The organism is Streptomyces sp. NPDC004435, assembly GCF_042873895.1.
GTDB lineage: Bacteria > Actinomycetota > Actinomycetes > Streptomycetales > Streptomycetaceae > Streptomyces.
Genome location: NZ_JBIAMB010000020.1, coordinates 45,900 through 66,442, shown reverse-complemented (window position 1 = coordinate 66,442; position 20,543 = coordinate 45,900). Strand labels below are relative to the sequence as shown.

The 20,543-nt window shown below is 73.6% G+C and carries 16 protein-coding genes and 2 pseudogenes; 5 read left to right on the top strand and 13 right to left on the bottom strand.

Annotated elements, in window-relative coordinates; translation table 11 throughout:
- Positions 1-151 precede the first annotated feature (151 nt).
- Genes ACFYT9_RS30355 through ACFYT9_RS30320 form a run of 8 tightly spaced genes read right to left on the bottom strand, consistent with a single transcriptional unit; the run spans position 152 to position 8,774 of the window.
- Entirely contained in the window at positions 152-964 is an 813-nt protein-coding gene (locus ACFYT9_RS30355) for a DUF1684 domain-containing protein (RefSeq protein ID WP_376600875.1), read from the bottom strand.
- Positions 961-2,280, bottom strand: coding sequence for an NtaA/DmoA family FMN-dependent monooxygenase (locus ACFYT9_RS30350; RefSeq protein WP_387276803.1), 1,320 nt, complete (start codon positions 2,278-2,280; stop codon positions 961-963). The genes ACFYT9_RS30355 and ACFYT9_RS30350 overlap by 4 nt, the downstream gene beginning before the upstream one ends.
- Positions 2,277-3,302: an LLM class flavin-dependent oxidoreductase gene (locus ACFYT9_RS30345; protein WP_389168954.1), complete on the bottom strand. Its 1,026-nt coding sequence runs from the start codon at positions 3,300-3,302 to the stop codon at positions 2,277-2,279. Before ACFYT9_RS30345 ends, ACFYT9_RS30350 begins: the two co-directional genes overlap by 4 nt.
- Positions 3,303-3,345: 43 nt before the next feature.
- Positions 3,346-4,314, bottom strand: a complete 969-nt coding sequence (locus tag ACFYT9_RS30340) for an ABC transporter substrate-binding protein (RefSeq protein WP_389168952.1) — start codon at positions 4,312-4,314, stop codon at positions 3,346-3,348.
- 33 nt (positions 4,315-4,347) lie between these two features.
- A complete protein-coding gene (locus tag ACFYT9_RS30335; protein ID WP_389168950.1) occupies positions 4,348-5,148 on the bottom strand; it encodes an amino acid ABC transporter ATP-binding protein in 801 nt (266 codons plus the stop codon).
- On the bottom strand, positions 5,145-6,047 hold the full coding sequence (locus tag ACFYT9_RS30330; RefSeq protein ID WP_389168948.1) for an amino acid ABC transporter permease: 903 nt from the start codon (positions 6,045-6,047) through the stop codon (positions 5,145-5,147). The genes ACFYT9_RS30335 and ACFYT9_RS30330 overlap by 4 nt, the downstream gene beginning before the upstream one ends.
- Positions 6,031-7,899, bottom strand: a complete 1,869-nt coding sequence (locus ACFYT9_RS30325; RefSeq protein ID WP_389168946.1) for an FAD/NAD(P)-binding protein — start codon at positions 7,897-7,899, stop codon at positions 6,031-6,033. The genes ACFYT9_RS30330 and ACFYT9_RS30325 overlap by 17 nt, the downstream gene beginning before the upstream one ends.
- Entirely contained in the window at positions 7,896-8,774 is an 879-nt protein-coding gene (locus tag ACFYT9_RS30320; RefSeq protein ID WP_376600862.1) for an amino acid ABC transporter permease, read from the bottom strand. Before ACFYT9_RS30320 ends, ACFYT9_RS30325 begins: the two co-directional genes overlap by 4 nt.
- 492 nt (positions 8,775-9,266) lie before the next feature.
- On the opposite strand from ACFYT9_RS30320, the gene ACFYT9_RS30315 reads away from it, so the two are divergent.
- On the top strand, positions 9,267-9,764 hold the full coding sequence (locus tag ACFYT9_RS30315; RefSeq protein WP_389168943.1) for a GNAT family N-acetyltransferase: 498 nt from the start codon (positions 9,267-9,269) through the stop codon (positions 9,762-9,764).
- A complete protein-coding gene (locus ACFYT9_RS30310) occupies positions 9,761-10,714 on the top strand; it encodes an ABC transporter substrate-binding protein (protein WP_376600859.1) in 954 nt (317 codons plus the stop codon). Before ACFYT9_RS30315 ends, ACFYT9_RS30310 begins: the two co-directional genes overlap by 4 nt.
- A gap of 64 nt (positions 10,715-10,778) precedes the next feature.
- Here ACFYT9_RS30310 and ACFYT9_RS30305 read toward each other — a convergent pair whose 3' ends face one another.
- Positions 10,779-12,062: a DUF5685 family protein gene (locus ACFYT9_RS30305; RefSeq protein WP_389168941.1), complete on the bottom strand. Its 1,284-nt coding sequence runs from the start codon at positions 12,060-12,062 to the stop codon at positions 10,779-10,781.
- A gap of 323 nt (positions 12,063-12,385) precedes the next feature.
- Between ACFYT9_RS30305 and ACFYT9_RS30300 the strand changes: the two genes are divergently transcribed.
- The gene (locus tag ACFYT9_RS30300; protein WP_376606116.1) at positions 12,386-12,820 is read left to right on the top strand and encodes a cell division protein SepF; all 435 of its coding nucleotides are present in this window, start codon (positions 12,386-12,388) and stop codon (positions 12,818-12,820) included.
- A 293-nt stretch (positions 12,821-13,113) separates the two neighbouring features.
- On the opposite strand, the gene ACFYT9_RS30295 is transcribed toward ACFYT9_RS30300, so the two are convergent.
- Positions 13,114-14,967, bottom strand: a complete 1,854-nt coding sequence (locus ACFYT9_RS30295) for an MFS transporter (RefSeq protein WP_389168939.1) — start codon at positions 14,965-14,967, stop codon at positions 13,114-13,116.
- 409 nt (positions 14,968-15,376) lie between these two features.
- Here ACFYT9_RS30295 and ACFYT9_RS30290 point away from each other — a divergent pair.
- A pseudogene (locus ACFYT9_RS30290) lies at positions 15,377-16,353 on the top strand (phosphatase PAP2 family protein); the annotation flags it as partial.
- Here ACFYT9_RS30290 and ACFYT9_RS30285 read toward each other — a convergent pair.
- Positions 16,353-16,568: an I78 family peptidase inhibitor gene (locus ACFYT9_RS30285; RefSeq protein ID WP_376604262.1), complete on the bottom strand. Its 216-nt coding sequence runs from the start codon at positions 16,566-16,568 to the stop codon at positions 16,353-16,355. The pseudogene ACFYT9_RS30290 and the gene ACFYT9_RS30285 sit on opposite strands and share 1 nt — an antisense overlap.
- A 296-nt stretch (positions 16,569-16,864) precedes the next feature.
- On the opposite strand from ACFYT9_RS30285, the gene ctaD reads away from it, so the two are divergent.
- Entirely contained in the window at positions 16,865-18,625 is a 1,761-nt protein-coding gene (gene ctaD / locus ACFYT9_RS30280; protein ID WP_389168937.1) for a cytochrome c oxidase subunit I, read from the top strand.
- Between the two features lie 10 nt (positions 18,626-18,635).
- Here the strand turns inward: ctaD and ACFYT9_RS30275 are convergent, their stop codons facing one another.
- Positions 18,636-19,919: a glycosyltransferase family 4 protein gene (locus tag ACFYT9_RS30275; protein WP_389168935.1), complete on the bottom strand. Its 1,284-nt coding sequence runs from the start codon at positions 19,917-19,919 to the stop codon at positions 18,636-18,638.
- Positions 19,920-19,983: 64 nt separating this feature from the next.
- Positions 19,984-20,541: pseudogene (locus ACFYT9_RS30270) on the bottom strand (ABC transporter substrate-binding protein); the annotation flags it as partial.
- Positions 20,542-20,543: the final 2 nt, after the last annotated feature.

The following is a 20,543-nucleotide window of genomic DNA, read 5'->3' as shown; positions in this document are numbered from 1 at the left end:
AAGGGGCGCGGAAAGACCCTTGGGACGGGGCCGGAAGTCCTTTTGTGAATGGATTCACAAGATCTTGGAAGGGGGTGCCCCCGGCCGGACGGCCGGAGGCGTCCCGCGGGTGGACCGCCGGAGGCGGACCGCGGGTGGTGACCGCCGGAGGTCAGGCGGTCACCACCCGCCGCTCCCCCGCCTCCACCGCCAGGTCCAGCGTGTTGCCCGGCGGCGGGAAGGGGCAGATGAAGTGGTCCACGAAGGCGCACGGCGGGAGCAGCGCGCGGTTGAGGTCCACGGTCACCGAGCCGTCCTCCGCCGGCGCCGCCGGCCGCAGGAACCGGAAGCGGAAGGTGGAGTCGCCGCTGGTGGCGTCCGCGAAGACCGCCCACAGCGTGCCGTCCGCCTCGACCGCCACCTGGAGCGTGTGCACCCGCCCGTCGAGCTCGAAGACGAGCTGCCCGGAGAGGCCGAGCCCGCGCTCCTTGCCGTCGGCGTTCTCCACCCGGACGCTGCGCTCCTCCTCGTACGGCCGGTAGACCCCCGGCACCACCCAGCGCGGGTCGTACGGCGTGGCCTCGATGGACCGGAAGGCGCGCCGCGCCGCCGACTCGGGGTCGAAGTCCCTCACCGCCCAGAGCCCTTCGCGGCGCAGCACCACGATCCGGCGCCCCGCCGACTCGACCCGGGACTCGTGGATCGGCGCGTGGTCGGCGCCGAGCCGGACGGTGCCGGTGAAGGGCTTGCCGTCGACGGTGACGCCGTCCTCCGCGCCCGCCGTCAGGACCAGCTCGTCGCCGTCCTCCCGCCACTGCCCCGGCAGGTCGGGCAGCCGCCCGCCGGGGTGGTCGGCCAGCCAGTGGGTGCCGGTGAGGGAGAGCGGGCCGTACGAGGAGGCCACCGCCGCCTCGCGCTGCTCGTGCCAGTGCTGCCACTCCCCGGCGGCGTCGGCGGTCTCGGTGCTGCTCGTGGTGTCGCTCATGGTGTTCCACCCTTCCACACCGGTGCCGGAAGCCCGAGGTGCGACCGGAGCGTCGTGCCCGTGTACTCCGTACGGAAGACGCCGCGCTCCTGGAGCAGCGGCACCACCCGGTCCACGAAGTCGTCCAGACCGCCCGGGGTGAGGTGCGGGACGAGGATGAAGCCGTCGGCGGCGTCCGTGGCCACGTGCTCCTCCAGGGCGGCGGCGACCGACGCCGGGGTGCCGACGAAGGAGTGCCGGCCGGTGGCCTCGATCACCGTCTCCCTGATCGACAGCCCCTTGGCCTCGGACAGCGCCCGCCAGCGGGCCGCCACGGCGAACGGGTCGGCGACCCGCACCCGGCCCTGGACCAGCGTCGACTCCGGGTCCGGGTCGGTCTCCGGCAGCGGCCCGTCCGGGTCGTGGCCGGACAGGTCCCGGCCCCAGACCTGCTCCGCGGCGAGCAGGGCGTTCTGCGGGGAGATCTGCTGCCGGCTGATCAGCGCGGCCCGCTCCCGCGCCTCCGCCTCGGTGTCGCCGAGGACGTAGGTGACGCCCGGCATGATCTTCAGGTCCTCGGGCCGCCGCCCGTAGCGGGCGAGCCGCCCCTTGACGTCGGCGTGGAAGGCGCGGCCCGCCTCCGGAGTGGAGTGCCGGGAGAAGACCACGTCGGCGGCGGAGGCGGCGAACTCCCGTCCCTCGTCGGAGTCCCCGGCCTGGATGACGACCGGGTGCCCCTGCGGGGGCCGCTCCACGGTCACCTCGCCCTCGATCCGGAAGTGCTGTCCGTCGTGGGCGAAGCGGCGCCGCTCGCCGCCCTCCGGCCAGGAGTCCCACAGTTCGCGCGCGGTGGCGACGAACTCGGCGGCCCGGGTGTACCGGTCGCCCCGGTCCAGGAAGCCGCCGCGCCGGAAGTTCTCGCCGGTGAAGGCGTCGGAGGAGGTGACGACGTTCCAGGCGGCCCGGCCGCCGCTGAGGTGGTCGAGGGAGGCGAGCCGGCGGGCCAGCTCGTAGGGCTCGTTGAAGGTGGCGCTGACGGTGGCGGCGAGGCCGAGCCGGTCGGTGACGGCGGCCAGCGCGTTCAGGACGGTGATCGACTCGGGCCGGCCGACCACGTCGAGGTCGTGGATCCGCCCGCCGTACTCGCGCAGCCGCAGCCCCTCGGCGAGGAAGAAGAAGTCGAAGAGCCCGCGCTCGGCCGTCCGCGCGAGGTGCTCGAAGGAGGAGAAGTCGATCTGCGAGCCGGAGCGCGGATCGGACCACACGGTGGTGGAGTTGACGCCGGGGAAGTGTGCGGCGAGGTGGATCTGCTTCCTGGCCGGACGGGACTCGGTCACGCGTCGGCTCCCTTCGGGGCGTACTGGCTGACGGGCCGGGGCAGCCCGAGGTGGTCGCGCAGAGTGGTGCCCCCGTAGGCGGTACGGAACAGGCCCCGGTCCCGCAGCGGCCCGGCCACCTCGGCGGCGAACCGGGGCAGGTCGCGCCCGGGGTCTGCGGGGACGAGGTGCAGGCCGTCGACGGCGCCGCCGCCGTGCCAGTCGGCGACGAGCCCGGCCAGCGCGGCGGGCCCGCCCGGGTGGGTGTCGAGGTCGGCGGTGAGGGTCAGCAGCACCCGCAGCAGCCCCGGATCGCGGCCGTGCGCCCGGGCGGCCCGGTGCAGTTCGGCGCGGAGCGCGGCCGCCTCCTCGGGCGAGGAGGCCCGGACGAGCGCCACGTCGGCGTGGCGGGCGGCGGTCTCCCGGGCGGCCGGGCGGGTGGCGTCCACCACGACGACCGGGTTGCCCTGCGGGGGCCGGGGCACGATCGAGGGGCCCTTGACGGAGAAGGTGGCGCCCTCGAAGCCGACGTGGTGCAGCTTGCGACGGTCGACGAAGCGGCCGGTGGCCACGTCCCGGATCTCGGCGTCGTCCTCCCAGCTGTCCCACAGCAGGCGGGCCACCTCGGCGGTCTCGCCCGCCTCCTGCCAGAGCGCGTCGGCGGGCGGGGCGGAGCGGCGGCCGAAGAGCCGGGCCTCGGCCTCGCCCGGGGAGACGGCGACCCGCCAGCCGGCCCGGCCCCGGCTCACCCAGTCGAGGGTGGCGACCGCGGCCTGGACGTGGAAGGGCTCGGTGTGGGTGGTGGTGACGGTCGGCACCAGGCCGACCGCGCGGGTCTCGGGGGCGATCCGGGCGAGCACGGCGAGCGCGTCGAGGCCGGGCCGGGCGAAGGAGTCGTCGTGGGTGAGGAAGTCGAGCCCGGCGTCCTCGGCGAGGCGGGCGAGCGCCACTGTCCCGGCGACGGTGCGCGGTCCGGCGCCGGCGGACGCGGGGAGGGGGGCGAGTTCGGCGGCCAGGTGGAGCGGTCGTACTCCGGTCGTCATACGGGGTCCTCGGTGCGGTGGTGGCGTCGTGGTGCGACGGTGGTCAGTTCGCGGTCCGGGGCAGGCCGGGCGGGTTGATCTCGGACTTCGTGACGGCCTCGGTGGACAGGCCCCAGCGGTCCAGGACCTTCGCGTAGGAGCCGTCGGCGATGACGTGGTCGAGGGCGGCGGCGTACGCCTCGACGAGGCCGCTGTCCTTCTTCGTGGTGGCGGCGATCTTGCCCTGGAGGCCGGCGCCCGCCCCGGAGAACTTCCCCACCACCTCGGTCTGTCCGGCCGCGCTCACGTGGTACGCGACGGCCGGGTTGGGGCCCAGGTAGCCGTCGATGCGGCCGGACTGGAGGGCGAGGTAGTAGTCGGTGGGGTTCTGGAAGTACTTGATGTCGACGCCCTCGCGACCGGCCTTCTCGTTCTCCTTCGACCAGTCGACGAGGATCTTCTCCTGGTTGGTGCCGGAGCCGACCGCGATCGTCCTGCCCGCCACGTCCTCGGGGCCCTTCACCGTCCAGCCGGAGCCCTTCTTCGCCTCGAAGGCGAGGTCGTCGAGGCGGTAGGTGGCGAAGTCGTACTTGTCCTTGCGCTCCTCGGTCACCGTCACGTTGGAGAAGACCGCGTCGAACTTGCCGCTGTCGAGGCCGACGAAGAGGTTCTCCCAGGAGACCGCCTGGAAGTCGGCCTCCAGGCCGAGGGTGTCGGCGACCAGGGTGGCGAGGTCGGTCTCCGCGCCGATGAGGGTCTTGTCGTCGGTGGCGTAGAAGGTGAGCGGCGGGTAGCCGCCGGAGCTGACGCCGATGACGAGCGTGCCTCTCTTCCGCACGGCCTCGGGCACCTTGGCGGCGACGGCGTCCACCTTGTCGGCACGGATCCGCTTCTGGTCCGGGCCGAGGTTCACGCCCTTGCCCTGTTTCCCCTCCGGCTTGATCTCGGTGGCGGGGTCGCCCGTGCCGCAGGCGGTGAGGGCCCCGAGGGCGGTGAGCGTGACGGCGGCGAGGAGGGTACGGCGGATACGCATGGCAGAACTCCTTTTCCGTGAGGGGGATCGAGGTCAGAGGACCTTGGAGAGGAAGGCGCGGGTGCGCTCGTGCACGGGGTTGTCGAGGACCTCGGCGGGTGTGCCCCGCTCGACGATCCGGCCCTCGTCCATGAAGACCACGGTGTCGGCGACCTCACGGGCGAAGCCGATCTCGTGGGTGACGACGATCATGGTGGTGCCGGCCGCGGCCAGGTCCCGGATGACGTCGAGGACCTCGCCGACCAGCTCGGGGTCGAGCGCCGAGGTCGGCTCGTCGAAGAGGAGCAGACCGGGTTCGAGGGCGAGCGCGCGGGCGATCGCCACCCGCTGCTGCTGGCCGCCGGAGAGCTGCTTGGGGTACGCCTCCGCCTTGTCGGCGAGCCCGACCCGGGCGAGCAGCTTCCTGGCCGCCTCCTCGGCGGCCCGGCGGGGTCGGCCGAGCGCCGAGACGGGCGCCTCGGTGATGTTCTCCAGCACGGTGAGGTGCGGGAAGAGGTGGAAGTTCTGGAAGACGAAGCCGATCCGGGTGCGCTGCCGGAGCACCTCGCGCTCGCGGAGCTCGTACAGCTTGTTCCCTGAGCGGCGGTAGCCGACGAGGGCGCCGTCGACGCTGACCGTGCCGCCGTCGACCTTCTCCAGGTGGTTGATGGTGCGCAGCAGGGTGGACTTGCCCGAGCCGGAGGGGCCGAGGACGACGGTGACCTCGCCCGCGGCGACGTCGAGGTCGATGCCGCGCAGCACCTCGGTGGCGCCGAAGCTCTTGCGGACGGCGCGGAGTTCGACCGTGGGGACGGGAGCGGTGACGGCGGGCGGGGTGTCGGTGGCGGCACTCATCGGGTGCTCCCCTTCGCGTAGTGGCGTTCGACGTAGTGCTGGACGACGGAGAGCACGGTGGTCAGCAGCACGTACCAGACGGTGGCGACCATCAGCAGGGGCACCACCTGGCCGGTGCGGCCGTAGACGACCTGGACCTGGTAGAAGAGTTCGCCGATGGCCATGACGGAGACGATCGAGGTGCCCTTGAAGAGGGAGACGATCTCGTTGGCGGCGTTGGGCAGGATCGACCGCATGGCCTGCGGCAGCACGATCCGGCGCAGCCGGCGCAGCCGCGGGATGCCGAGCGAGGCGGCGGCCTCCAGCTGTCCGCCGTCGACGGCGAGGACACCGCCGCGGACGATCTCGGCGGCGTAGGCGGCCTGGTGGAGGGCGAGGCCGAGGACGGCCGCGCTCATGGCGCCGACCAGGCCCACGGTGTCGAAGGAGACGAACCCGGGCCCGAACGGGATGCCGATGCTCAGCTCGTCGTACAGGTAGGCGAGGTTGAACCAGAAGAGGAGCTGGACGATGAGCGGGATGGAGCGGAAGGCCCAGACGTAGCCGAAGGAGACGGCCCGCAGGAAGGGGCTGGCCGACAGGCGCATGAAGGCCAGCACCACGCCGAGGGCGAAACCGATGACGGTTCCGTAGAGGGTCAGCTGGAGGGTGACCCAGACGGCGCGGAGGATCGCCTCGGTGGCGAAGTAGCGGGCGAAGACGTCCCACTCCCAGCCGGGGTTGGTGACGAGGCCGTGGCCGAACTGGACGAGCACGACGGCGGTGGCGGCGACCGCGACCCACCGCCAGGGGCGGCGGACGGGCACGATGGTCAGGGCGGTCGGGGCCGGGCCGGTGCCGTCGTCGCCGGGCGGCCGGTGCGCGGTCTTGTCGACCGGTGGGTCACTGGTCAGGGCCATGGTGTTCCTCGGTCCTTCGCTGAGGGGCGGGTACGGGGACGGGCACGGGCGTGCGGGCGGGCGCGGTCGGCCGGTGGCCGCCGTCCCGGAGGAAGGCGAGCGCGGCGCGGGCGGCGGCGTCGTTCTGCGCGAAGGCGACCCCGCCGGTCCGGGGCCGGGTGAAGGCGCCGCCCGCGCGGGCGGTGGTGTGCGGGCCGAGGGCGATCCGGCGGGGGTGGGGGCGGCCGTCCCGCTGGGCGATCCGCCCGTCGGCGGGGTCGACGGCGAGCAGCCCGCCGGCGGTGGACCGGGCGCCGTCCTCGTACAGGCCGCGCAGCAGCGGGCTGGCGGTGCCGGTGACGGTGGGGGCGGGCAGCCGGGCCTCGACGAGGGCGCGGGCCTCGGTGACCGCGCCGGGCACGGCGGGCGAGGAGCCGCGGAAGACGCCGTGCCGTTCGTCGGCGGTGACGGTGAGGCGCGGGCCCAGGAAGCGGACCGTGCCGGCCCGGGAGAGGGCGAGCAGCCGGTGGAGCCTGGGCCCGGGTGGTCCTGAGGCGAGGTAGCTGAAGAAGCCGTGCCACCAGCTGTCGGTGTCGATCCGGTCGCCGAGCCGCACCAGCTGCCCGTAGACGGAGAGGACGGCGTCGAAGACGGCGGCGTCGGCGCTGTGGGCGGGGTCGTGGCGGCGTTCCAGGTCGGCGGTGACGTAGGCCCGCAGCTCGTCCTGGAGCGCGTCGGCGTCCGGGACGCGGAGTCCTTCGAGGGGGTGGTCGAGGGCGTCGGGGTCGAAGCGGTCGGCGGGGTCGGGGACGGCGGCGGCGACCAGGGCGGCGAGGGCGGGGTCGCCGGGGGCGGCACCGGCCCAGGCGGCGGCGAAGGCGTCCCAGGTGCCGGTGGTGCGCTCCGGGTGGGCGGTGAAGAGGCGGTGGTAGTGCGCCCAGCCGAGCTCCCGGGAGACGTGCGGCCACACGTCGCGGCGGAAGTCGAGCGGACCGTCGCGGCGGAGCAGGGCGTCGATCCGGTCGGGGCCGAAGAAGCGGGGCAGCGGCGGCCGTTCGCCGTCGAGGACGTAGCCGAGCTTGGAGTGGTACGGGACGCCCCGGCGGGAACCGACGTACAGCACCGGTTCCTTCCAGGAGGGCACGTAGACGGGCGCGTCCTCGGGGCCCTCGTAGCGCCCGCCGCGGCCCTCGGTGAGGAGGACCATCAGGTCGACGAAGGCGAGGCCGAAGCCCCGGACGAGGACGGGCTCGCCGGCCGGGAGGGCGGAGAGGTCGAGGTCGGCGGTGTGGCCGGGCGGCAGGTGGACGAGGCCGTGGCGGGCGGCGAAGGCGGCCAGTTCCCGCTGCTCGGCGTCGGGTTCGGCGTCGAGGTGGCCGAGGGTGAGGACGACGAGGTCGGCGAGGAGCGGTGCGGCGCGGCCGGCGAGGCGGACGCGCTGCCGGCCGTCGCGGGGGCCGTCCACCCGCAGGGCGGTGGTGCGGTGTTCGTGGAGGGTGACGGTGGCGGGCAGCGCGTCGCGGGCCCGCTCGTACGCCCAGCGCAGATAGGCGCCCTGCTCGGGGCGGGGGGTGAAGCGGCGGCCGTCGGTGCCGGCCCATTCGGCGAGCGTGGGTCCGGGGCGGACCGGTCCTTCGAGGCGGACGGTCTCGTCGGTGAAGACGGTGACGTCCTCGGCCATCGAGTTCATCCAGAGCAGCGGGGACTGGGCGGTGCGCCAGATCCGGCCGGGTCCGGGCGGGTACGGGTCGACGAGGTGGACGTCGAGCGGCCGGTCGCCGTACAGCTCGGGCAGGGCGGCGGCGAGCCGCTCCAGGAAGCCGGTGCCGCGTGGCCCCGCGCCGACGATCACCAGAGAGGCGGGGCGGCTCACCGGCCGGCTCCGGTGCCGCGCGCGTACCGCTTCTCCACGTAGTGCTGGCCGACGCCGAGGACGGAGGTGACGGCGACGTACCAGAGGGTGGCGACGAGCAGGAGCGGGATGACCTCGTAGGTGCGGTGGTAGACGAGCTGGGTGGAGTAGAGCAGGTCCTGCACGGCGATGACGGAGACGATCGAGGTGCCCTTGAGGGTGCCGATGAGCATGTTCCCGGCGGGCGGGACGATGGCGCGCATGGCCTGCGGGAGCACGATCCGGGTGAAGCGCCGGCGGCGGCCGAGGCCCAGCGCCTGGGCGGCCTCGATCTGGCCCCGGTCGACGGAGAGGACGCCGCCGCGCACCACCTCGGCGGCGTAGGCGGCCTCGTGGAGGGTGAGGCCGATCACGGCGACGGCGACCGGACCGAGGAGGTCCACGGTGGAGACGCCGAGGATCCGCGGGTAGAGCATCCCGATGTTGAACCAGAAGAGCAGCTGGACCAGGATCGGCGTGGAGCGGAAGAACCACACGTACCCCCAGGAGACCGCGCGCAGCACCGGGTTGGCGGAGAGCCGGAGGACGGCGAGCAGGGTGCCGAGGGCGAAGCCGAGGACCATGACGGCGGCGGTCAGCCACAGCGTGAGCCCGAGGCCGCGGAGGACGGACGCCGAGGTGAAGTAGCGGGCGACGACGTCCCACTGGAAGGCGTCGTTGCGGACCACCGAGACGAGGCCGAGGGCGAGCAGGACGAGGACGACGGCGGCCGCGGTCCACTGGCCGGTGCGGCGGGCCGGGACGACGACGGGCGCGGCCGGGTCGGTCCTCGCCGGTCCCGCGCTCCTCGGGCGGGCGCCGGGGGGTTCGAGGGTGTCGAGGGGGACGGAAGGCATGCGAAGGCTCCGTGACTGCCAGAGGCGGCGGGTCGAACACGGGAGTGCGCCTTCACACGCACGGCGGTGACGAACGCGGGCCGGGCCCCTCAGCCCGGTGTCCGCCCTGTGAGGCTACGGGGCGACGGCGACCGTCTGTCAAGTCCTGGCGGAAACCGCCCTGTTGGGGACGGGCCCGGCAGGCCCTCCGGATCGGGCGCGGGATCGGGCTCCGGCGCGGGCTGCGGATGAGGCGTACGTCTCCTACCAGTTGACTGGGAAACGGATGCCTGTTCCACTGAGGCCATGCATCCGCAGCAGTTGGTCACGCGCTCCCACATCGACCTCGGTCGTGTGTGGTCCTCTTCCTGTTGAGCCGACCCTCTGCGTTTCCGCAGGTCATCGCACCTGCCCCGCGGCGTCCCCGCTGACGCCGGCCACCCGCGCCTTCACGCACCTCTCCCCTCGCCCCGCCCTGCCTTGCCCTGTCCTCCTCACGCCCGAGGCCGACGCATGTCCTTCACGCCCGGTCGGGTTCCCGCGCTCTCGCTGCGCGCGACGACGCCCGACGACCCACTGGCGCGCCCGCTCCTCGACGAGCTGGCCCACGAGTACCTGACCCGTTACGGCGACTCCTCCGACCTGTCCCGTTTCCCCGCGGCGGAGTTCGCCCCTCCGTACGGCACCTTCCTGCTCCTCCTGGAGGGCGGCGCGGCCGTCGCCGGCGGCGCGTACCGCCGCCACTCCCCCGGCACCGCCGAACTCAAGCGGATCTGGACCCACTCGGCGCACCGCAGGCGCGGTCTCGCCCGCCGGGTGCTGGCCGCCCTCGAAGCGGACGCCGCCGCCCGCGGCTACACCCGCGTGTACCTCACCACCGGTCCGCGCCAGCCGGAGGCCAGGGGCCTCTACCTGGCGACCGGTTACCGCCCGCTCTTCGACGTCACCGCCGATCCCGAGTCGATCGGTGCGCTGCCGTTCGAGAAACACCTGGAGACCCCGGAGCCATGAGCACCCCCCGACGCACCCGCGCCACCGCCCTCGCCCTGACCGCCGCCGTCGCGGCCCTGACGCTCACCGCCTGCTCCGGCGCCGACCCCGCCGCGACCGCCCCGGCCGGCGCGGCGGAGGACGCGCTGCCCACCGAGGACGTGGTGGCGGGGGTCGGCCGGAACGAGGCGGCGGCGAAGCTGCTGCCCGCGGAGGTGCGGGAGCGGGGCACGCTGACGCTCGCCGCCGCGGTCGGCACCCCGCCCAGCTCCGCGTACCTGCCCGACGGGAGGACGGTGGTGGGCCTCGACGCCGACTTCGCGGCCGCCGTCGCGAAGGCGCTCGGCCTGGAGCTGAAGCGCGAGGCGGCCGGGTTCGAGGTGATCCTGCCGGCGCTCGGCAGTGGCAAGTACGACGTCGGCACCGGCAACTTCGGGGTCACCGAGGAGCGCCGCAAGGCGATCGACTTCGTGACCTACATCAACGACGGGCAGGGCTTCGCGGCCCGCGCCGACAGCCCGCTGAAGGCGGTCACCGACCTCACCCAGCTCTGCGGCCTGAAGGTGGCGACGGGCGCCGGCACCACCTTCGAGCAGACCCTGGAGAAGAACAAGGGGCGCTGCGCCGAGGCGGGCAAGGAGCCGTACGAGGTGAACGTCTTCAACGAGACCGGGGCGCCCTGGCTGTCGCTCCGGCAGGGCCGCAGCGACGTGGTGATGAGCACCATCAACGGCATCCGGTACGCGGTGGGCCGGCAGCCCGGCACCAAGTTCCTCAACGAGTACCGGCGCCTCGACGTCGGCTTCGCCTTCCGCAGGGGCACCCCGCTCGCACCGGCCTTCGAGGCCGCGGTGAACGGCCTGAAGGCGGACGGGACGTACGACCGGATCCTGCGGAAGTGGGGGGTGACGGGCTCGGGCATCGAGCGCTCGCGGATCTCGCCGCCGGAGATCCCGGCACCCGTGAAGTAGCGGTACGGGTTCCGCCCGTACCGCTGCGCACCCCGGGCCGCCCCGCCGCCCCAGCGCCCCGGGGTCAGCAGTTGCAGTCGCAGCCGCACCCGTCGCAGCAGCCGCCGTCCTCGCCGCCGCAGGAGCAGCAGTTGGAGCAGCATTCGCATCCGTCGCAGCAGCTGCCGCAGTCGCACTGCTGGCAGAGGCCGTCCTTGCGCTCGCGGCTCCACGGGTCCTCGTAGGTGCCGCAGCACATCTGGCAGGTGCAGGCGAGACCGGCCCAGACCGCGCAACCGGCGATCAGGTTGCGCCGGTTGCGGTGCGGCGGGCCGGGCGGGAAGGGGCCGCCGGGGCCCCCGGGACCAGGGACCCAGGGGCCGCCCGGGCCCGCGGGGCCGCCGGGGCCGCCGGGGCCGGGGGCGTACGGCGTGCCGTGCCCGGGTCCGCCGGGCGCGTACGGGTTCCCCGGCACCGGTCCCTGGCCCGTGCCGGGCGCCCCGTGCGAGCAGGTGGTGGTGCCGAAGGCGCGGTCGACCGAGACGCGCAGTTCGTGGGCGAGGAGCCGGTGGGCGAGCTTGGCGTCGGTGAACTCGGCGTCCCGCAGCGCCAGCCGGATGCCGTGGAGGGCGTCGTCGGCGAGCCTGCGGGCCTCCTCGCGGGAGGTGCCGGTGGCGGTGAGCGGGTTCCAGGCGCCGCTGGCCGCGTCGGCGGCCTGGTCCTCCACGGCGTCGAGGAGGTGGGCGAGGCGGCCGAAGAGCCGGCCCGCCTCAGCGAGCGGCTCGGCGTTCCCGGGCCGGCCGGCGAGGACCGCGGTGTGCGCGAAGGCGGCGGCGGTGGCGGTCTCGGTGGGTTCGGTGACGACGAGGAGCGAGGTGCCGGGACCGGCGAGGGACTCGATCCCGGTCTGCCGGTCCACGGCGTCGACGAGGACGGCGGTGTCGAAGCCGACGGCCCGGCCCGCGCGGGCGCCGGCCTTGTCCCAGGAGCGGGCGACCCGTCGGGCCGCGGCGGCGACCGGCCGGCGGGCCAGCAGGCCGTCCCGGTCGGCGACGTGGTCGCGCACCTTGGCCGAGGCGAGGACGAGCGAGACCGCTCCGGCGAGCCGGGCGCCCTCGCCGCGGGCGACCGGCGCGGTGCGCATGGCGCGCAGCGGGCAGGGGCCCGCGGTGCGCCGGCCCTCGTCGGTGACGCCGGTCTGAGCCTCCGTCAGGACCGAGACGATGAGCCCGTCGTAGTTGGTGACGACCCGGGCGAACTGGCCGTGGTCGGCACGCAGAGCCAGACACAGTCCGCAGAGGTGGGCCATCCACTGGGTCTTCAGGTGATCGGTGAGCCGGTGCGTGCAGGGCCTCACTATTCCGAACAATGCCATCCCCCGTGGTGCGGTACGAGAACAGGCCGTCCGACGGCCTCGCGGCATCGTAGCGAGGGGTGCGTTCACCCGTACGCGCCCGGCGTCACCCTTCCAGACCGACTTTCATATTTTCAGCAACTTGGCCCTCCGTCAGGCCCGGCATACCCCAAGTTTCCTGACGATTCGCCAGAAACCGGGCCTCACGTTCTGCACCAGTACCGTCACGAATCCCCTGCGCGGCGCCTATCCACTTGGCGCGCGATCCGCATCATGGACGACGATAGGGATATGCGGAACCACAAGTGACCGCAGTGACCGCGTGAAAGGAGGCGTCCATGGGATCGGTGCGCAAGGCGAGCGCCTGGCTGGGACTCGTCGAGGACAACGACGAGCGTTACTACGACGACGAGTACGCCGACGGTGCCGAGAGCGGCGACGCCTGGGTGACGGACCCCCGGGTCCGGGTCGCCACGGACACCGCCGAGGACCGGGGCCGCCGGATCGCGACCGTCTCGCCCGACAGCTTCCGGGACGCCCGGGCCATCGGCGAGCTCTTCCGGGACGGTGTGCCGGTGATCGTGAACCTGACCGCCATGGAGCCGAACGACGCCAAGCGGGTCGTCGACTTCGCCGCCGGTCTCGCCTTCGGGCTCCGCGGCTCGATCGAGCGCGTCGCCACGCGGGTCTTCCTGCTCACCCCCGCCGACACCGAGATCGTCAGCGGCGAGTCCGGCCGCCGTAAGCAGGACGGTTTCTTCAACCAGAGCTGACCCTCCGGCGCCGCACCGCGCCACCCTCCGGATCGCGAACCGATCCCGACCCACGCCACCCCGGCCCGGACCCGCCCCGCGGATCCGGGCCGGTCGCGTCGGGAGCCATCGCGCCACCTCACCGAGCCCGGGCGCCACGCGCCTCACCCGGCCGGGCGGCCACGCACCTCACCGAGCCCGGACCACGCCCGTCACCGCCCCGGTCGCCGCGCCACTGCCCGTCACCGGGCCGCCGCGCCGCTCACCGTACGCAGGTCGCCGCGCCACTGCCCGTCACCGGGTCGCCGCGCCCCTCACCGTCCCCGGGTCGCCGCGCCGCTCATCGTCCCCGTCTGGCCGGCGTCCGGGAGGCGGCGGGAGACGGGCGCTCCCGTCTCTCCCGGGGAACCGGCCGGCTGACCGGGCACCATGCCCGGCCCGACGAGCCCGGCCCGCTCGCCCGCCGCCCGCGACGCGGCACTGTCCGTCGCACTCCCGGGAACCGCCTTCGCGGCCGAGGGCCCGGCCTCCCCGGCCCCGGTCCCCGCCGCCTTCGCGGCACCGGCCCTCGCCGCCTCGGCCTCGGCCGCCGCTTCCACCGCCGCCTCCTCGACCGCCGCCTCGACGTCCACCGGGCACTCCATGACCCGGGGCAGCCGCACGGCCATGGCCGCGCCCGCGAGCAGCAGGCCCGCGCTCACGAAGAGGGTGAGGTGCAGTCCGTCGACGAAGGCGTGGCGCGCGGCCGTGTGGAGGGCCGCGCCGGCCGTGCCGCCGAGCCGGTCGGCGACCTGATACGCCTCGCCGAGCGAGTTGGCCGCGGCATCGCTCGCCGCAGCCGGCACCCCGGGGACGCCGGCCAGACCGGGGGCGTACGCCGCGTTCATGACGCTGCCGAGCAGCGCGATGCCCATGCCGGCGCCGAGCTGGTAGGAGGTCTCGCCGATCGCCGCCGCCCCGCCCGCGCTCCGCGGCGGCGCTTCGCTGAGCATCGACTCGTACGCCGAGAAGAGGGTGGTCTGGAGGCCGAAGCCGAGCAGCACGAAGCCGGCGGTGAGCAGCAGCGGACGGTCGTTCTGGCCCATCAGCGTGAGCAGCAGCACCGCGCCCGCGGTGAGCAGGAAGCCCCAGCCGACCATCCGCCGGGGGCCGATCCTGCGCAGGGTGTACGAGCCGGTGGCGCCGGCCGCCATGGCGGCGAAGGTGAGCGGCAGGAGCCGCAGCCCGGTCTCCAGGGGGCTCAGTCCGAGGACCAGCTGGAGGTACTGGACGGCGATGAGCTCCAGGCCGACCAGGGCCAGCATGGCGAGGACGATGCAGCCGACGGAGGTCGTGAAGGCGGGCCGGGAGAAGAGCCGGGTGTCGATCAGCGGGTGCGGCCTGCGCCGCTGCCGCCGGACGAAGAGGACGAGCAGCAGCGCTCCGGCGAGCAGCGGCGCGGCGGTGGCCGGGGCGAGCAGCGGCTCGCCGGAGCCCGCGCGCTTCACGCCGAGCACGCAGCCGAGGACGCCGGCGGCGGCCATCAGCGCGCCGAGGACGTCCCAGGGGCCTTCGGCGCTGCCCCGGGACTCGGGCAGGAGCCGGCGGGCCAGCGGCAGGATCAGCATCATCAGCGGGATGTTGATGAGGAAGACCGAGCCCCACCAGTAGTGCTCGACGAGGAAGCCGCCGAGCACCGGTCCGGCGGCGGCGCCGATCGCGGCCACCGCCGTCCAGATGCCGATCGCGGTGGCGCGCTCGCGCCGGTCGGGGAAGACCGTCCTGATGATGGAGAGGGTCGCCGGCATGATCATCGCGCCGCCGACGCCGAGCAGGGCGCGGGCCGCGATGAGGACCCAGGGCTCGGTGGCGAGGGCGGCGACGGCCGAGGCGACGCCGAAGATCCCGTAGCCGAGGAGGAGCACCCGGCGACGGCCGATCCGGTCGCCGAGCGTGCCGAAGAGGATCAGGAGCGAGGCGCAGACCAGCGGGTAGGCGTCGACGATCCAGAGCAGCTCGGTGGAGCCGGGGTTCAGGTTCTCGGTCAGCGAGGGGACGGCGACGTGGAGGATGGTCGCGTCGAGGGCGACCAGGAGAAGGCTGACGCAGAGCACGACGAGGACGGCCCAGCGGTTCGCGCCGCCGCCGGCGGCACGCCGTCCGGCTCGGGCCGTGGTCGTCCGCGACATGTACGTACCTCCAAGTGACGCTCTCGCCCTCGGCAGGCGCCGCCGACCAGGGCTGATGTGCGTGCGGCGGCGCGGCGATGAGGGGCGAGTGAGCCGTCAGCGTACGCGAGGACGGGCACCGAGAGGGTGGCGCACCTCTCACCCCGACGAGCGTCCCGGTGTGGCGTACGCCACTCCGTCGGGCCCGCGCGTCGCATGGAATTCCGCACGGACGGGTGTTTGAAGTAATTCCGTGCCACACAAACAGGCTTCCGGAATCACCCCCGGCGGCAATAGGGCTGAAGGTCATCGGATTTTCCGACGGGAGTCCGGAATAGCAGGGCCACTGAGACCCTCTCCACATCACATCGTCATCACGAAGGGAGCGGATCGCGCGGGTCGTCTGCTCACCCCCTGTAACGTCGATTGGGTGCGTACCGACATCTTTGCCCGGCTGGACCGGGAGCCGGTCCCGCCGAAGATAGAGGTCCCGCGGATGACCCGCACGCGTCTCGCCCTCTTCGGCGGGACGTCGGCGTTCTATCTCATCGTCGTGGTGGCGGTGCTGCTGTCCACCTGGCTGGTGACCCTCGACTGGAAGATCATGCTCTTCCGTCCCTACCAGCAGTGGCCGGAGCTGCACGCCTTCCTGGACTACTACGTCGTCCTCGGCCAGCGCGGCCCGACGGCGGTGATGGTGGCGGCCTGGCTGGGCTGGCGCTCCTGGCGCCAGCACACCCTGCGGCCGCTGCTCTCCCTCGGCGCGGCGCTGCTGATCCTCAACGTGACCGTCGGCTCGGTGAAGCTCGGACTCGGCCGGCTCGGCCCCCATTACGCGACACAGGTCGGCTCGGCCGAGCTGTTCGCGGGCGGCGACATATTCCCCTCGGGTCACACCGCGAACGCGGTCGTGACCTGGGGCATCCTGGCCTACCTCGCCACCACCCCGCGGGCCCGGCGCTATCTGTCGGCGCTCTCGGCCGTGGTCGCCCTCGGCGTCGGGCTCACGACGGTCTACCTCGGGACGCACTGGCTCAGCGACGTGCTGCTCGGCTGGGCCGCCGGCCTGCTGATCCTGCTCGCGCTGCCCTGGTGCGAGCCGGTCATCGCCGTGGTGGAGGCATGGATCCTGGACCGGCGGGACCGGATCAGGGAGCGGCTGCGGGCCCGGCGGCGGCTGGTGCCCTCGCTGCCGGTGGCGTCCGGCGGACCGCGTCTCTTCCCCGCCCCGACCGCCCAGGAGGAGCCGTCGCGGGAGGCGGTGGGCGCGGCCACGAGCCACGCCCGCCCGGCCCGGAGCAGGCCGTCCTCGGACCGGCTCACCGCCTGACCCCGTCCCCCGCTCCGCACGCCCCGTACGCGAAGGGCCCCGGCCGAACCCGGCCGGGGCCCTTCGCGCGTCCGGCTCAGCCGATCCAGCAGCGGGTGACGGTGTCGTCCTCGACCTCCAGGTTGAGGCGTCCGTCGAGGTACTCCATGGTGACGATCGCGCCGGGCGGGAGGGTCCTGACGACGCGCCAGCCTCGGATCCTGGCCAGCTGGGCGGCGCCGTCCGCGTCGAGGCCCAGATAGGACTCGGGCGCGTCTCGGGGCGGTTCGGGGATGCGCGGTTCGGGTGCCATGGGGTTCACGTTAGTACCCCGGCGGTCACGCTTGCGTCACAACTTCTCGACGGCCGGCGCGGTCACGGAACGCACACCGGAAGGGTCGCTCCCGGCTTTTTCTCCGGCAATTCGAAAAGGTGGACGGAGGTTCGCACGAACCGTTCGGAAGGCTTTCGCGGCGGGGCGCAATTCGGGCCGGGCGGGGCCGGCCGGAGAAATGTGCGCGGGCCCGCGCGCGGCTCCCTCACCGTTCCCTTACACAATGCTTACGCTGACCGGACGCCGGAGAACCGGAACGCGGGGCGGAGGCACCGATGATCACCGAGGCGGCGAACGGCACGGCCGAATCCACCCGGCAGAGACATGGCCGGATCCTGGTCGACTGGCTGACCACCACCGATCACAAGAAGATCGGTCACCTCTACCTGGCGACCTCGTTCGTCTTCTTCCTGTTCGCCGGTCTGCTGGCGATGGCGATGCGGGCGGAGCTGGCCAGGCCCGGGATCCAGTACCTCTCGAACGAGCAGTTCAACCAGGCGTTCACCCAGCACGGCACGATCATGCTGCTGCTCTTCGCCACCCCGACCTTCGCCGGCTTCGCCAACGAGCTGGTGCCGCTCCAGATCGGCGCGCCCGACGTCGCCTTCCCGCGCCTCAACATGTTCTCGTACTGGCTCTTCCTGCTCGGCGGGCTGATGGTGGTGGGCTCCTTCCTCACCCCCAGCGGGCCGCCCGACTTCGGCTGGACCGCCTACGCCCCGCTGAACAGCGCCGTGCGCTCGCCCGGTATCGGGGCCGACCTGTGGATCATGGGGCTCGCGCTCTCCGGCTTCGGCACGATCCTCACCTCGGTGAACTTCCTCGCCACCATCATCGGGATGCGCGCGCCCGGCATGACCATGTTCCGGATGCCGATCTTCACCTGGAACGTGCTCTTCACCGCGATCCTGGTGCTCGTCGCCTTCCCGGTGCTCGCGGCGGCGCTGCTCGCCCTGGAGGCCGACCGGCGGTTCGGGGCGCTGGTCTTCGCCCCCGGCAACGGCGGGGCGCTGCTCTGGCAGCACCTCTTCTGGTTCTTCGGCCACCCCGAGGTGTACATCATCGCCCTGCCGTTCTTCGGCATCGTCAGCGAGATCATCCCGGTCTTCGCCCGCAAGCCGATCTTCGGCTACCTGAGCCTGGTCGCCGCCACCATGACGATCACCGGCCTGTCGCTGGTGGTCTGGGCGCACCACATGTTCGCGACCGGGGCGGTGCTGCTGCCCTTCTTCTCCTTCCTGTCCTTCCTCATCGCGGTGCCGACCGGGGTGAAGTTCTTCAACTGGACCGGGACCATGGTGCGGGGGTCGCTCTCCTTCGAGACCCCGATGCTGTGGGCGACCGGTTTCCTGGTGTCCTTCCTCTTCGGCGGCCTGACCGGGGTGATCCTGGCCTCGCCGCCGATGGACTTCCACGTCACCGACTCGTACTTCGTCGTCGCCCACTTCCACTACACCGTCTTCGGCACGGTCGTCTTCGCGACCTTCGCCGGCTTCCACTTCTGGTGGCCGAAGTTCACCGGCAAGCTGCTGGACGAACGGCTCGGCAAGATCCACTTCTGGACCCTCTTCACCGGCTTCCACCTGACCTTCCTCGTCCAGCACTGGCTGGGCGCGGAGGGCATGCCCCGGCGGTACGCCGACTACCTGGCCGCCGACGGCTTCACCGCGCTCAACACCGTCTCGTCGATCGGTGCCTTCCTGCTCGGGATCTCGACGCTGCCGTTCCTCTACAACGTCTGGCGGACCTGGCGGTACGCGCCGCGGGTCGAGGGGGACGACCCCTGGGGCTTCGGGCGCTCGCTGGAGTGGGCCACCTCCTGCCCGCCGCCCCGGCACAACTTCACGGCGGTGCCCCGGATCCGCTCCGAGTCGCCCGCCTTCGACCTGCACCACCCGGAGTTCGCCGTCTACGAGCGGATGCGGATCACGAGCCCCCCGCCGACCCGCCAGGACCGCCAGGACCGGCGGGACCGCCAGGACCGGGGGGACCGGGAGGACCAGGGGGACCGCCAGGACCGGGGGGACCTCCCCTAGCCAGAACCTGTCAGCGCAGTCCGAGGCGGCGCAGCGTGCGGCCCGCGGCGGCCTTGGCCGTGTAGACCGCGTCGACGCCCCGGCCGGTCCAGGCGTGCCACGCGGCGGAGGCCGGGGAGTGGGTGCGGCGGCTCGCGGGGCGGTCGAGGAGTCCGGTCCACAGCTCCTCGTGGCGCGCGGCGACGACCGCCGGGTCGAAGCGCTCCGCCGCCGCGAGCGCCGCCCGGCCGGTCTTGGCCCGCAGCTCCTCGTCGTCCATCAGCTCGCGCAGCGCCCGGGCGACCGCCGCGGGGTCGCCGACGGGGACGAGCCGCCCGTCCACCCCGTCCTCGACGATCTCGCGCGGCCCGTGCGGGCAGTCGGCGGCGACCACCGGAAGGCCGCACCGCATCGCCTCCACGATCGTCATGCCGAAGGCCTCCCGCTCGGAGGTGACCGCCGCGATGGAGCCCTTCGCCCACTCCGGCTCCATGGGGTGGACCTGGCCCATCAGCCTCACCTGCCCGCCGAGCCCGCGCGCCTCGATCCGCCGGGCCAGCGCCCCCCGCAGGTCCTGGACGGCATCCCCGCTGCCGTAGATCCGCAGGCTCCAGTCCGGGTGGTCGGCGGCGAGCTCCGCGAAGGCGTCGACGAGGACGTCGAACCGCTTGACCCGGGTGAGCCGGCCGGCGGCGACGACCACGCGGGCGGACGGGTCGGCGGGCGGGACGGTGGCGGTCGGCACGCTGTTCGGCACGGACTCGACGCGGACCGCGGCCGGAAGGCCGAGCCGCCGGTAGGCGCGTGCGTCGGCCTCGGTGACGGTGGTGACGAGGTCGAGCAGCGCGTACTCGTGGGCGATGTCCCGGCGCAGCCGCCTGCTGTGCCCGTCGAGGATCAGGTGCTCCTGGGCGACGCGCAGAGGCCCCGGCCCGGCCTGCCGGGCCAGGTGCACGTTGAGCCCCGGCCGGGTGCCGACGAGGACGTCGGCCTCCACCCCGCGCAGATGGTCGCCGATCCGCGCGTCGGTCAGCGCGCTGTACTGCTTCCAGCGTCCGTCCCCGCGCGGGAAGACCTTCGCGGGGCGGTGGAAGTCGGGGTGGTCGCCGTCGTACCCGGGGTCGCCCTCGCGCAGATCCACGAGGTGACGGAGGGTCACCCCCGAGGGCAGACCGAGGCGGGGACTGTCGCGGTGGCGGAAGACCGAGACGATCTCCACCTCGTGACGTTCCGCCAGTTGTTCGGCGAGGGTGAAGGTGGTCCGGATCGTCCCGCCGAAGTGGTAGCCGTTGTGGAGCAGGAAGGAGATGCGCATCTGCCGGTTCCCCCCGGTCAGTTGGTCGGTCCCGGCGACTGTACTGCTCCGGCCGCGTCCGCCCTCACGGCCGGTAACCGAGCTGGGGGACGGTGGCGCAGTTCCTGGTCATCTCGCCCTGGCTCTCCCAGCCTTCGCCGTCCCGCCAGCGGGCCACGGAGAGACAGGTCTCACGGGTGGCGGGCGGGCGCGGGAGGTGTTCGAAGCGGACGGGCAGCAGCAGTCCGCGGGCGGTGTACGGCTCGGGGCGTTCGAGGTACGCCTCGACGCACGTCCGGGTGAGTCCGCCCCGGTCGGAGCGGGCGAGGCAGGAGCGGGCCGCGTCGGTGAACCACATGGCGGCCGCCCACCCCTCCAGCTGCCACTGGGACAGCTCGCGCTCCCCCATGGCGGCCCGGAAGGCGCGGACCTCCGGGTGGGAGGTGTCGTCGAAGTTGCGGCTCGACCCGGTCACCCAGAGCGCGTCGCGGCACCCCGGTGCCCGGGCGTAGGCGCGCTCCACGGAGGAGGACCAGTTCTGCACGTTCGTCACCTTGGCGTCGACCCGGACGCCGAGCGCCTCCATCGCCTCGCACAGCCGGGTGTTGCCGTGCGCGTCCAGCGCGTCGAGGACGAGGTCCGACC

Excerpts from the sequence above, each read along its gene's own strand:
- ACFYT9_RS30345 (WP_389168954.1), bottom strand. The coding sequence starts at position 3,302 with ATGACGACCGGAGTACGACCGCTCCACCTGGCCGCCGAACTCGCCCCC.
- ACFYT9_RS30300 (WP_376606116.1), top strand. The coding sequence starts at position 12,386 with ATGGGATCGGTGCGCAAGGCGAGCGCCTGGCTGGGACTCGTCGAGGAC.
- ctaD (WP_389168937.1), top strand. The coding sequence starts at position 16,865 with ATGATCACCGAGGCGGCGAACGGCACGGCCGAATCCACCCGGCAGAGA.
- ACFYT9_RS30355 (WP_376600875.1), bottom strand. The coding sequence starts at position 964 with ATGAGCGACACCACGAGCAGCACCGAGACCGCCGACGCCGCCGGGGAG.
- ACFYT9_RS30285 (WP_376604262.1), bottom strand. The coding sequence starts at position 16,568 with ATGGCACCCGAACCGCGCATCCCCGAACCGCCCCGAGACGCGCCCGAG.
- ACFYT9_RS30275 (WP_389168935.1), bottom strand. The coding sequence starts at position 19,919 with ATGCGCATCTCCTTCCTGCTCCACAACGGCTACCACTTCGGCGGGACG.
- ACFYT9_RS30310 (WP_376600859.1), top strand. The coding sequence starts at position 9,761 with ATGAGCACCCCCCGACGCACCCGCGCCACCGCCCTCGCCCTGACCGCC.
- ACFYT9_RS30330 (WP_389168948.1), bottom strand. The coding sequence starts at position 6,047 with ATGGCCCTGACCAGTGACCCACCGGTCGACAAGACCGCGCACCGGCCG.
- ACFYT9_RS30315 (WP_389168943.1), top strand. The coding sequence starts at position 9,267 with ATGTCCTTCACGCCCGGTCGGGTTCCCGCGCTCTCGCTGCGCGCGACG.
- ACFYT9_RS30340 (WP_389168952.1), bottom strand. The coding sequence starts at position 4,314 with ATGCGTATCCGCCGTACCCTCCTCGCCGCCGTCACGCTCACCGCCCTC.
- ACFYT9_RS30335 (WP_389168950.1), bottom strand. The coding sequence starts at position 5,148 with ATGAGTGCCGCCACCGACACCCCGCCCGCCGTCACCGCTCCCGTCCCC.
- ACFYT9_RS30320 (WP_376600862.1), bottom strand. The coding sequence starts at position 8,774 with ATGCCTTCCGTCCCCCTCGACACCCTCGAACCCCCCGGCGCCCGCCCG.
- ACFYT9_RS30295 (WP_389168939.1), bottom strand. The coding sequence starts at position 14,967 with ATGTCGCGGACGACCACGGCCCGAGCCGGACGGCGTGCCGCCGGCGGC.